General features: G+C 57.6%; 14 protein-coding genes. 3 read left to right on the top strand and 11 right to left on the bottom strand.

The annotated features are described in order from the left end of the window. Window positions 1-63 precede the first annotated feature (63 nt). The 3 genes from FJ145_19140 to FJ145_19130 form a co-directional block, all read right to left on the bottom strand. Window positions 64-807, bottom strand: a complete 744-nt coding sequence (locus FJ145_19140) for a hypothetical protein (GenBank protein ID MBM4263532.1) — start codon at window positions 805-807, stop codon at window positions 64-66. An 11-nt stretch (window positions 808-818) separates the two neighbouring features. After that, entirely contained in the window at window positions 819-2,300 is a 1,482-nt protein-coding gene (locus tag FJ145_19135) for an MFS transporter (protein MBM4263531.1), read from the bottom strand. Window positions 2,301-2,682: 382 nt separating this feature from the next. Next, a complete protein-coding gene (locus FJ145_19130; protein MBM4263530.1) occupies window positions 2,683-2,868 on the bottom strand; it encodes a hypothetical protein in 186 nt (61 codons plus the stop codon). A gap of 252 nt (window positions 2,869-3,120) precedes the next feature. On the opposite strand from FJ145_19130, the gene FJ145_19125 reads away from it, so the two are divergent. Further along, window positions 3,121-3,405, top strand: a complete 285-nt coding sequence (locus tag FJ145_19125) for an SPOR domain-containing protein (protein ID MBM4263529.1) — start codon at window positions 3,121-3,123, stop codon at window positions 3,403-3,405. A gap of 16 nt (window positions 3,406-3,421) precedes the next feature. On the opposite strand, the gene FJ145_19120 is transcribed toward FJ145_19125, so the two are convergent. The 8 genes from FJ145_19120 to FJ145_19085 form a co-directional block, all read right to left on the bottom strand. Next, window positions 3,422-4,441, bottom strand: a complete 1,020-nt coding sequence (locus FJ145_19120) for an LLM class flavin-dependent oxidoreductase (protein MBM4263528.1) — start codon at window positions 4,439-4,441, stop codon at window positions 3,422-3,424. A 189-nt stretch (window positions 4,442-4,630) separates the two neighbouring features. Then, window positions 4,631-5,701 (bottom strand): hypothetical protein, encoded by a 1,071-nt coding sequence (locus FJ145_19115; GenBank protein ID MBM4263527.1) that lies wholly within the window; start codon window positions 5,699-5,701, stop codon window positions 4,631-4,633. Window positions 5,702-5,721: 20 nt separating this feature from the next. Next, the gene (locus tag FJ145_19110; protein ID MBM4263526.1) at window positions 5,722-6,741 is read right to left on the bottom strand and encodes a hypothetical protein; all 1,020 of its coding nucleotides are present in this window, start codon (window positions 6,739-6,741) and stop codon (window positions 5,722-5,724) included. Between the two features lie 98 nt (window positions 6,742-6,839). Then, a complete protein-coding gene (locus FJ145_19105) occupies window positions 6,840-7,709 on the bottom strand; it encodes an NAD(P)-dependent oxidoreductase (protein ID MBM4263525.1) in 870 nt (289 codons plus the stop codon). Window positions 7,710-7,838: 129 nt separating this feature from the next. Further along, complete coding sequence (locus FJ145_19100; protein MBM4263524.1) at window positions 7,839-8,171, bottom strand: redoxin domain-containing protein; 333 nt, start codon at window positions 8,169-8,171, stop codon at window positions 7,839-7,841. Continuing rightward, the gene (locus tag FJ145_19095) at window positions 8,172-8,372 is read right to left on the bottom strand and encodes a redoxin domain-containing protein (protein MBM4263523.1); all 201 of its coding nucleotides are present in this window, start codon (window positions 8,370-8,372) and stop codon (window positions 8,172-8,174) included. A 124-nt stretch (window positions 8,373-8,496) separates the two neighbouring features. Continuing rightward, window positions 8,497-9,519, bottom strand: coding sequence for a hypothetical protein (locus FJ145_19090; GenBank protein MBM4263522.1), 1,023 nt, complete (start codon window positions 9,517-9,519; stop codon window positions 8,497-8,499). A gap of 151 nt (window positions 9,520-9,670) precedes the next feature. Next, window positions 9,671-10,552, bottom strand: a complete 882-nt coding sequence (locus tag FJ145_19085) for an alpha/beta hydrolase (protein ID MBM4263521.1) — start codon at window positions 10,550-10,552, stop codon at window positions 9,671-9,673. 637 nt (window positions 10,553-11,189) lie between these two features. Here FJ145_19085 and FJ145_19080 point away from each other — a divergent pair. Both FJ145_19080 and FJ145_19075 read left to right on the top strand, forming a co-directional pair. Continuing rightward, window positions 11,190-11,471: a hypothetical protein gene (locus FJ145_19080; GenBank protein ID MBM4263520.1), complete on the top strand. Its 282-nt coding sequence runs from the start codon at window positions 11,190-11,192 to the stop codon at window positions 11,469-11,471. A gap of 34 nt (window positions 11,472-11,505) precedes the next feature. Continuing rightward, entirely contained in the window at window positions 11,506-11,781 is a 276-nt protein-coding gene (locus FJ145_19075) for a hypothetical protein (GenBank protein ID MBM4263519.1), read from the top strand. The last annotated feature ends 223 nt before the right edge of the window (window positions 11,782-12,004 follow it).

Here is a 12,004-nt window from a genome sequence, read left to right as displayed (position 1 = left end):
CTCTAAGTCGTTTGCCACTTTTGCGCTCTCTTTCGTTCTTTTGTTTTTGGTGGCGGGAAAGAATCACTTCCGCGGCGTCAACTCGAGCTGCTGCTTTTGCGCGTCCAACGCGACGTGAAAGTAACGCAGGAAATCAAAACCCAAAAGACCTTCCACCCCGGGGGCACGAGCGAAGTCATGGATGCTCACTTTGAGATTGGCCACCTCGGCCTCCCCCACTCGCACCGATTCCACTTGGGCGGTAGAAACGGACACCGCGCCGCCAATGCCGACCCGCACATCGGAGCCGGATCGAAACAGACGCAGCTCGCCCGCCACTTTCTTCGAGATCATCGTTTGGCCGGCGCCGGTGTCAAGATACATCGGCACTGTTACGCTGCCGTTAAAAGTCACCGGCACGATCACATGCGAGCCCCGGGCGTTGACAGGGACGGTTATTTTGCCGCCGCCGCTTTGCGGTGCATCGCTACCAGGAACGATAGTAACGTTCTCCTTCGGCAGCGCCTGAAAGTAGCGCGCGACTTTGTCCGCCGCTTCAACGGGCCCGGCTTTGATCCAACCGGTGGCGCCGAGCGGCGTCTTGACCAGAAACCATTTGCCGCTACTTGGCACGATCGTCTCCGCCAGCGGTGTCAGCTCGACACCGCTGCCAAGCGTTTCGACCACCAACGACGATTCATCCGGCGCAGAAAACAGTTGAATCAGCGCCGTCTTCGGCTGCGCCGCGGCAAGAGACCAGAAAATTAATATCGCAAGCCAGGACGCGACCACAGAGCCGCGAGTATTGTGTGCCCAAAAGTAGCGCATCGAAACCTTCACTAGGCATGCGCCGGCTGCGGTGTTACCGGCATCGCCGGTTCATCCCGACCGACTCGGCGCAGACTCAGCGCGAGGCAAGCGGCGACTAGCCCCAAGCAGCCGCCAACGAGAAAAGCGTTTTGATAGTCGCCAAAATACATGCGCACCCAGCCGCCGCCAATGGCCGCGGACGCGCCGCCCATTTGATGAAACATAAATGCCAAACCGAAAATCCGCCCGACTTTGTCGGCCCCCCAAACGCGCGCGATGATCGTGGTCGTCGCCGGGCCGGACGCGTACCAGTCCAAACCGTAGAGCACCGCGAAGAAAAACAACCCCACCGACTCTGTGACAAACGGCAACATCAAAAGCGCCAAACCGCGCAGCGCGTAAACCGTTGCCAGTACTTTGCGCGGATCGATGCGGTCGACAAGATAACCGGAAATCGTCGTGCCGACAAAGCTCGCGCCCCCCATGATGCCCACGACCGTTGCCGCGGTTACTTGCGGAATGCCGTGCTCGACGGCATGCGGAATCAGATGCGTGCCGATCAAGCCGTTGGCTGTAACCCCGCAGATAAAAAAACAGCAGCTTAAGATCCAGAACGTGGAAGTCTTGAACACCTCGGAAATCGCCGAAATCGACATGGGCCGGATATCGCCGCGGGCGGACATCCGCGCTTTCTCATTGGCAGCGCTGAGCTTTTCCGAACGATAGGGTTCCAGCCCCACTTCGCCGGGATTGTCGCGCATCCACAGCCAAATGATCGGCACCAGCACCATTGACGCAACGGCCATTGCCAACAAGGCGCTACGCCAACCGCTAGCAATGATCATCGTCATCAGCAGCGGCAAGTAGACAATCTGGCCCGCGGCGTTGGCATTGGTCATGATGCCGATGGCCAGGCCGCGCCGGTGCACAAACCAGCGGCTTGCGATACTGGCGCCGAGCGCCGGCGTGATGCCGGTGGCCACACCCAGGACAATGCCCCAGAGCATGATCAGCTGCCAAAGCTCTTGGATAAATGTCACGCTGACCAGCCCCAGCCCCATGGTCCCCAAACAGCCAAGGATGATACGGCGCGGTCCAAAACGGTCAATCAGCCAGCCGCCTAACGGTGCGCACAGACCCAGCAGCAAAAGATTCAAGCTCGCGGCGCTGGAAATGGCCGCTCGGCTCCAGCCAAACTCCGCTTCCAGGGGATGAATCAGCACCGACGGCGCGGAGCGAATACCCGCCATCGTCAGGTTGCTAAGAAAACTTAAGGCGACAATAAACCAGCCATAATAAAAAGGTAGGAAACTGATGGAGCGGGACGTTGGCGGCGCTGGCCTGTTTTCATCCATGCCACGTCCTAGCATGAAACCCGCTTGGCGCGAAAGCCGCGTCAAAAGATTGTCCTCCAAGTTTAGCTTGAATAGCGATTTGATTCTTGATTTATTGTCGTACGTTATCGACTTGGGGTCGCCGGCACTTTTTGGCACCAATCCGCACCGGGCCATTCGACAATATTGGCTAGCAGACTCAGAGCGACAAGATGCCCTGGTTACGAAACGGCCACTTCTATCAGTTCAGCGAGGAGTCGATCCTCGCTCGCGCGCCGGCAACGTCCGGTGTTTACGGCATCTATAATATTCGCCACCAGCTGATAATCGGCCAAACCGGCAATTTGCGTGAGACGCTGCTCCGGCTGAGAAGCGAGATACGTTTCCGCTTGGAGCGTTTCAAACCCACGGGATTCACCTTCGAAGAGTGTGGCTTGGAGGTTCGTGAGCCACGTGCTCGCGCATTGATTGCGGAGTACCAGCCGGTCCTCAACGACGACTCTGGGCTGCCCTTGGCAAAACTGTGGCGCTCCTGGAACTATCGCGGCGCCAGCGCTTTTCATCCGCCGCCGCCGCGCAAGAAGCCACAGTTGCTGCTACCACCACCTTTACCAAAAGAAGAAACAGCGGGAGCAGCGACGTCGGTGTCCGCGCCGCGTTTCACCTGGCGCGGTCTGGCCGCGGCAACCGCCGTGCTCGCCGTGATGATCGGCGGCTTGTACGCATGGCGTGCCGGAGCGCACATCTTCAAGCGTCATGGCGACGTAACCCATGCTGCCAACACCGCTAAGCCGGAACCGAACAAGTTGCAAGCCGTGCCGGAGGTTCAAGCGAAAGAGCCGGCTGGCAAGCAAAACACGGCGGCCAAGGATCAACTTGTCGTCGCACAGGCGGAACAAAAGTCAGCCGAGCCGGCGAAGCAGGCAACAAAAAAAAGCAACCCGCAGGGGACGCTAAAAATGACGCAGCAGCAAAGAAAACCGCTGCTAAGACCGGTGTGTTGCGCTACAACGGCCAGAGCCCGTGGAACGTACAGGTGCGCGCGACCACCAAGCGCGCCGAAGCCAACAACGTCCTCGGCCGCCTGCGCGCGCGTGGCTACGACGCCTTCCTCACCGAGAGCATGGTCAGAGGGCAAATGTGGTACCGGGTGCGCGTCGGCAACTTAGCCAACCAAAAGCAGGCCGAGGCGTTGCAAAGAAAATTGCAGGCAAGCGGCTACCCTGACGCCTTCGTCGCCAACGGCAACGAGCTGACCGCCGCCAACAAACAGAACCGCTAGAGTTACTTTTCTGTCGTCACAGGCTTTCCAAAGCCGGCATCACGCGTTCGGCGAATAACCGCGTGCTCTTCAGCGCCATCTCCTGCGGCATGCCGCCGAAATGAAACGTGCCGGAGAATACCGTAATGCCAGCCTCCCGCTGCCAGCGCCGGATGGTGTCAGCGCAGCGCTCCGGGTCGCCGACGATGATAAAACCGCGCGCCATGTCCGAGCCGATGTCGCGCTCGGTGATCTTGCGACCCGGATCGACGGCGGTATGGATGTCGGAGTAGTTCTTCATGAACGGCGCCGCTTCGCGCATGCCGCGCTCGAAGCTATCGGAAACGTAGATGTGAAACTTGCCGAGCACGTCGCGGCCGACAAAGTCGTGGCCGTTGTCGGCAAGCTCTTTGCGGTATAACCGCACCAGATCGCGCAGCGCATCGGTGGTCGGGTGCACGAAAGGCACCGTCATCAGGTCGTAGCCGTTTTTGCCCGCCCAACCAAAGGTCTCTTCGCTGCGGGTCGCCCCGACCCACACGCGCGGGTGCGGCCGCTGCACCGGCTTGGGCAGAATGTCGACGTTTTCGTAGTGGTAAAATTCGCCGCGAAACTTGATTGGCCCGTCCGACCAAGCTTGCCGAATAATCTCCATCGCCTCGATAAAGCGCGGTGTCGCCTCATCACGATTCAAACCGAACTTGCGATACTCCACCGGCTCGCTGCCCTTGCCGATACCGAAATCCAATCTACCGTTGGAAATCACATCTGCCATGGCATAGGCCTCGGCGACCTGCAACGGATTGTGCAAGGGCAACACCGCCACCGCAACGCCCAGCCGAATCTTGGTCGTCTTGCACGCCACCGCGGCGAGAAACGTCGGCGGATGCGGCAAAGTCCCGCCGTAGCCGCCAAAGTGGTGTTCGGTCACCCAGGCCTGGTCGAAGCCGAGTTTTTCCACTTCGATAATCTGCGCGTACATCTGCTGGTAAAAGTCCGGCAGCGGCCCCTCGACCTGCGGCATGTAAGTGGGAAGAATGTGAATGCCAAATTTCATCGCGACCTTCGTCTGTTTCGTGGCTCGTCTCGCTCGGAGCGCGGGTCTCAGACCCGCCCCTAGATGCGAATTTTTTTGCGTCTTTTGGGTTTTTTGCGGCGATTCTTTTTCGATTCCGAGCCCGCACCGCGCGCCTTTGCGTTCTCTGCGTTCTTTGCGGTTAAATCATCGGCGCAACCGGCGCGGAATTTACTGCACGAGAATTTTTTTCATCTTCGTTAGCACCGCCGCCGGCGTGTTCATGATCGACTGCACGATCTGTGTGACCTGCTCGCCGCTCGACGGCGTGAACTCCTGTTTTGATCTCTTGGCGTCGGCGAGAAACTCCGCATCAGCAAAGGTCGTCATGAACGCCCGGCGCAGTGCTTCGACCCGCTCTTTAGGCACACCGGGATGAACCATGTACGGGTTGGTAATCTGCGACGGCGCATGCATGGCGCGCAGCAACTGTTTGGCTTCGTCGGTTTTAGCAATCGCTTCAGCCGCAGGAATGTGTTTCAGCCGTGAGTGATCCGGTGTCTTGTCGCCCATGATCAGAATCGGCTTGATCACACCGCCATCCATCAATTGCAAATGCCGGCCGGTTGTGAGCATGGCAAGCCAACTGGCGCAGTAGCCGTCGACCTCTTTGGCTTCGGTGGCGTTGACAATATTCGCAACGCCTTCGAAACCGCGCACTAGTTTCCACTGCAGATTGAACGTCGCGCTGATGATTGCCGGTGTGTCGTAGATCGTGCTGCCCGGCGCCATGGTGCCAACCGTGAACGATTTGCCGTCGATGGCATCCTGAAAAGCTGCAATCGCGCTATCGTTGCGCGCGACACAGGCAATCGCCGTGTTGATGGCGCTGCCGATCCAGTGAAATTTTGCCGAGTCAAACTGTATGCCCGGCGCGCCCATCGCCTGGCGCAGCGGAAAGGTTTCGCCGAAGGAGCCGATCACGGTGCCGTCGCGCGGCTCGGAGTTGTAAATCGTGTTGGCGGCAATCAAACCGCCGGCACCGGCGCGCGATTGCACGAGCATGGCCGGATTGCCAGGAATAAACCGCCCCATGTGCTTGGACAACAACCGCGAGTAGATGTCATAGGTTCCGCCCGGCCCCGAGCCGATGACGATGCGAATCTGCTTGCCGCGGTAAAAGTCCGCGACTTTGTTTTCATCCAAAGGTTTCGGTTGAGCCCACACTTGCGCCGTCGTCAAAACCATCGCGGACGCCAGCAACCGTCCTAGCATTTTTCGCATTCTTCGCATTCCTCCCATTCTTCCCAAGGTCGCACGCCTCAAAACAAGATCGTCTTCAGCCGTGCCAACAACGCCGGATCGAGCTTGAAAATACCATCGATAGTTTTTTTCATTTCGTCGGCGCTGACCGGCGCCAAGCCGAGGCGCGCTTTTTCCGCTTCGGCGATCAGCTCGGGATCTTTGACCGCTTCCTGCAATGCTTTTTGCAAAATCGCCGCGCGATCGTTCGGCGTTCCCGGCGGCGCGGCGAGCGTCTTGGTGATTTTGCTCGGGAAGTGAATGCCGTACTCGATCAATTCTTTGGCTTCGGCAGTCTTGGCGAGATCGATGGCGAGGGGCACTTTCGGCAAATCGGCAAACGGCTTCGGCACCGTCTGCAATACGACGACGACGTTGCCCGACTCCAACCCTTTCTGCCAACCGCTGCGCATGGTGTCCCAGCCCCAAGTTGTGCCGTCGATCTCGCCGCCCTCGGCGGCTAGACGCATATCCGCCGTGCCCTTGTAACCGGAGATGATTTGCATCGGTAAGTTGAGCGCGGCTTTGACGATCTTCAAAACATTGTCGGTGCCGAACGCGCCCGGTCCAGTGGTCCCCATCTTCACGGGTGTTTTCGCCGCGAACCAGCGCTCCATGCTGGTGATGCCGCTCGCCTTCGTAATCGCGATGGCGCTTTCGTCGCGCGCCATCGCGCCGACGTAGACGAACTTTTTCATGTCGAGTTGTATGCCCGGCTGGCGGGTCACTTGGCTGTAGGCAAAGCCACCGCTGAAATGGCCCATGGTTAGGCCATCCGGTTTGGCAATCTTGTAGACGTAGTTGGCTGCCAGCAGGCTCCCCGCGCCGGCCATGTTGTCGACGACAATCGTCGGGTGGCCGGGAATGTATTTGCCCATATGGCGCGACAGCATGCGCGCCAACGCATCGTAACCGCCACCGGGCGAATAGCCGACGATAATGCGGATAGTTTTGCCTTGGTAGAAATCGGTTTGCGCGACGGCGTTGGCAGACAACGTCGACAGAAAGCCGCCAATCAGAAGAAGCGAAATTCTTACCATAGCTCGATTGTCTCCTAGCCGCGGTTGCGGCGGCTCATGGTGGGCTCAAGCTATTTGAAACGACGCGCAGGCGTCAAGCAGAAAAAGTCAAGGCGTGATTAGAACTTGCCGCTGCGCCCTTCGGCAAGATAGTCCTGCCAAACATGCTGCGGTTTGAAGCCGAGCATGCGGGCAGCTTTGCTCGCATCGACGCAGCTCCAGTGCGTGCCGGTGGTTTTGCGGAACTTGGCGCCGCGCGGCAGGTATTGCGCGACCAACTCTTCAGTTGGTTGAATCATGCAGTTCTTCGGCGCCGAGGCGATGAAGACTTCGTGGCCTTTGAACTTGGCCTCCAACGCCAAGCGGCAAGTCATCGCCGCATCGCGCGCGTCGATGTAAGTCCAAAAGCCGCTTGTGCGCGTTGCCGGGTTTTTCCAACGGTCGCGAAAACTTTCATAGGAGAGGTCGAAGTTGACGCCAGGGAAACGCAGACTCGACACGGTCATGTCCTTGTGCACCGAGACGATCGAGTCGGCGATCTGCTCGCCAAGCACCTTGGACAGACCGTAAGAGTCCTGCGGCTTGGAGGGATGTTTTTCATCCAGCGGCAAATAGTCCGGCGCCCAGAGTTTGAAGGCGTAAATAAATCCGAACGCCGCCGTGCTCGACGCCAAAACCACCCGCTTCACGCCCATGTCCGCTGCCGCCCGCAGGACATTGTAAGTTGCCGACACATTATTGCTCAGCGTCTCCGCATCGGGAACCCAATTGGGCGCCTGGTAGGCGCCCAGATGGATCATGCCGTAAGCGCCGCGCAGCGCTTCAAAGATATCCCCCGAGTGGCGCAGGTCGACGAGCCAGGTCATGCACAGCCTTTCGCGCGGCCGCACCCGGTCGAGGTTGAGCACCTGATAGCCGCGCGCCAGCAAATCGCGAATGACGAATTGCCCGAGGTTGCCGCTGCCGCCCGTGACCACCACTTTTTTCATTGTCGTGCCTTAAAGCGCCGTTGCGTTTGTGTCATGCTGAGGTCCGCCGAAGCATCTGCCTTAGTCGCTAGCCAGCAGATGCTTCGCTATCGCTCAGCATGACAACGAAGACCAAGCCGTGTTTCTTCTTCAGTGCCCCTGATTGATCTTTCTAATCTCAGCGACCAACAAATCGTTGGCCACCAACGCTTCGCCGCGCCCCTGAACTTTCTTGTAGCGAATGATCCCTTGCTTATCGACAATAAAATATGAGCGCGTCGCCAACTTGGACTGCGGGTTGAGCACGCCATAGGTCTCAGTGGTTTTCATGTCCGGATAATCGCTCAGCAATGGAAATGTGAGCTTGAGAAAATCGGCGAAGGCTTTCTGCGAAAAACTCAGATTGCCGCTGATGCCGATGACTTCAGCGTCGACTTCTTGGAATTTCGAATAGTCGTCCCGACTGGACGACAGTTCTTGAATTCAAGTCGGTGTGAAGTCGAGCACGTAAAATTCGATCAGGACATTTTTCTTGCCCTGAAAACTGCTGAGTTTGAGTTTGCCGCCCTGCGTGCTGGTCAGTTCAAAATCTGGCGCCTTGTCGCCCACTTCGATGGCATGGGCAGCGCTGGCAAGTGCGAACGCCGCAACAAAAGCTATTAATGCAAATCGGATCTTAGCCATAGCCTGTCTCCAGCTTTCGTCCGTCACCCCGAACTAAGAATGCGTTTGACCGTTTGCCCTGAGCCTGTCGAAGGGCTCCGAAGACCCCAGCGCGCGCTTTTCGCTGCCGGCGAAACTCTTCCGCTTATCTCTTCGGAATCAAAATATCTTTCAACTTGGCAATCAACGCCGGACTTAAATCGTACAAGCTATTAAATGTCTTGGCCGTCGTAACCCCGTCGATCGGTTCAACTTCGAGCTGCGCCTTGTTCGCTTCGGCGACCAGTTCCTTGTCACGAAAAGTATTCACAAAAGCCTGCTGCAAAGCGCGCAGCCGCTCGGGCGGTGTGCCCGGCGCGACCGAAAACGGGAATTGGTAGACATGCACGTTGTCGGCAACTTTCAAAAGCGTTTTTGCCTCTTCAGTCTTGGCGTAGTTGATCGCCAGCGGAACTTTCTTCAAGTCCGGATGCGATGTGAACGTCGCTTGCAGCACGACGTGAATCTTGCCTGCTTCCATCTGACTGCGCCAACTCACTTTGGTTGCCTGCCACGAAGCGCACAGCCCATCGACCTCCCCGCTCTCCACAGCGAGGCGCGCCTCTGAGCCGCCCTTGTAACCCTCGACCATTTCGAGCGGCAAGTTCAGCGCTGCTTTCAACAGCTTCGGCACGTCAGAAAGACTGGTGCCGGGACCGATGGAAGAAATCTTCAACGGCCGCTTCGAGTTGATCCAATCGTTCATCGTGCGAATGCCGCTGTGAGCGCCGAAATGACAAGCGGTATCGTATGGCCCAGGAATGCCGACCCAACCGACTTTGCGTCCGTCGAACTTGATCGCCTCGTTGCCCATGATGTGCTGCAAAATCAACGGCGATGCCCAGGCTGCCACAGTTAAACCATCCGGCTTGACGACATTGTAAAGATGATTCGCCGCAATGATCCCGCCGGCGCCGGTCATGTTCTCGACGATGCGCGCCGGATTGCCCGGCAGATATTTGCCGATGTGACGCGCCATCAGGCGGGTGTATTGATCGTAGGTGCCGCCCGGCGAGTAGCCGACAATGAATTTGAGGGTCCTGTCTTTGAAAGGATCTTCCTGGGCCTTGGCCGGACCGGCGATCCCAAGCGCAAGGGCAAGCGTCAGTAAAATAATATTCAGGATCATTCAGTGACCTTTCTACTAACTGGTTTGAGCCCGCGACGAAGGTACTACAAGTCTTCCGTAGGTTCCAGACGAACCAGTCCCAGGCTTCGTTCAGACAGGGCTATTTAACCGCACGTTATCGGCACGATAACGCCAGACTCACCAGGTCAATCTATTTTGCATGCCGGCCAATAAAATCCAGCACCGCGCGATTAAAAACCTCCGGCTGTTCCCAATAGGGTGAGTGGCCGGATTCCGAAATGATCACCAACTCGTTGTTCGGCACATGGCTGGCGATCATGCGCATGATCGATGGCGGCGTCACCAAATCCGCGGTGCCGGTGACAAGTAAAGTCGGCACCTTCAAGGTTTCCAGCTTCGCGGGCGTGACCTCGTTGGCACGTTTCTGTGGCGCGACTCTTTTGACTACGGAGCGGCGGTTAAGCTCGTTCCATTTTTCCACACCTTCGGGGTTGGCCGCGCGATAGGACGGCCCCAATTCCCAGAACCAACGCGGCAGATCTTTTTCTTGCTCGGGGCGGATGTGCTCGGCAATGTCGGCGATGTAGCCGTTGCGCGCGGCCAGGTTGTTGCTGGACACCGTCAAGCTGAATAACTTTTCTGGGTAGGAAAACGCAAAGTCGGCCGCCACGCTGCCGCCGGCCGCCGAGCTAACAGCGTGAAATTTTCTCACGCCGAGAAATTCCATAAGATTGTTCAGATCGACGGAACCCGTGCCGGGGTCTTCGGCCGTGGTCGGGCTGGAATTGTAATGATCGCGCCGCGAATAGGCGATGACACGATAGCCCGCCTTGGCAAACACCGACTGCTGGTACAGCCAAATCAGCGCGCTGCCGGTGGCGGGATGAAGAAACACCACCGGCGCACCACTGCCGCCAGTGTCCCAATACCAAAGCCGCGCGCCAGGGATATCGGCAAAGCCTTCTTTGGCTGGAACTTGCTCGGGGATAGGCACAGGCGTCAGCGGGTCGGTGATCTTATCGTTCATGGGAGTTCCCCTCGTAGACTTGGTCACAATATCCCGCAGAGGCATGCCGGCGCAAAGGAAATCAGGATAAGGAAATCAGGATGATGGCTGGATGTTTCTCGCACGTATCACACTCAAGCCGGATGTTCTGGTGGGCAAACGGCGATCCGGGATAGCCGAGGCGGAAGAGCATCGCAGGCGGGAATTGGCAAAGCCGCGGGTGGCTTATGCGCCGATCCGCATCGAGTCTCATAGGAAGATGTGTACACAATATTGACTGCTCCAAGCAACCCGCGTACGCTCTGCGAAAGGGAGAAATCATGAAAGTCACCGGTATTAGGGAACTGCGTGCCAACACGGGAGTATTGTTCGCTAGCGGTGAGCCGCTATTAGTGACCCGCCACGGCAGAGTTTCAGGCGTGTACGTTCCGCTAGACGATGCCGGTCGCTTACCTGATGATCTGCGGCGCCAACTAGCAGCCGTACTCGGTAAGCATTTCGCAAAGACTTTATCGGTCGCAGGAGTAACGAAAAAAAAGCTCAAAGAGGACTTCAGTGCCTATCGAAGGCGTCGTCGCTGACGCCAACGTGCTGCTTTCCGCGCGGGTCGGAAAGGCGGTGCTGAGAGTCATCACTGAGTTCAAGCTCGAAGTCCACGTTGCCCAGTTCAACGCCGATCGAAGTGGTTGAGTATATCCCGCTCATGGCACGAAAATACGGCTTGCAAACCGAGCTCGTTCAAATGGAGTGGAACCCGCTACCTCTCACAATTCAGCCTTTAAGCTCCTACCGGGCTCAACTCCCGCGCGCCGTGGATGACATGAAACACCGCGATCCGGAGGACGCGCACGCGCTCGCATTGGCTCGGTCGCTCGACTTACCGTTGTGGTCGAATGATCGCGATTTTGAAAACATTAGTGTCGAGCGCTACGCGACCGCCCAGCTTTTGCGCTTACTTGCCGCACAAGCCAGAGGTTATCACTAATTGGAGTGCTCCACCCTGAATCCGTCTCTAGCCCCTGTCACTTCCACACGGACGTGACCTATGCGGTTATGCCGCTTTCCTGATCGATCACGTCATTTCGCAGCAACGTGGCGGAGCAGATGAAGACAGCAATCTTTGCTTGGGTTGCTTTCGTTGCGACTTCAAACCGGACCCAACATCGCATCGCTCGACCACGCACGCAGATCTGAAAAGAACAACTTCGACTTCGCGAGGAATGGGCACCTCCTCGGTACGGCGCCGTGAGTTCTCCTATTGGTGTCGTAGACAGCCTGTCAGCTGTAAAAGCTAAGAGCGGATTTGACCCCTTTTGGATCTCTCGAGGGAGTATTTGCGATAGCTCCCTCGATACGCGACCTCGGAAGCTCGCTACTCGGGAAATCGGAAACAAACCCGACCATCCCGATTAGGTTCCGAAGCAAGCGTATCGAGGGATGGCCTGCATTTCAGTTGATGAGCCGACTGGGAGGCAAGCCCCCCAGACCCCGGTCAAATATTCAAATAACCCAAGAAGA

Source organism: Deltaproteobacteria bacterium (genome assembly GCA_016874755.1).
Classification (GTDB): Bacteria; Desulfobacterota; Binatia; order UBA9968; family UBA9968; genus DP-20.
Note: the sequence above shows the minus strand (reverse complement) of the source record. Positions and strands in the feature narration are given on the sequence as shown.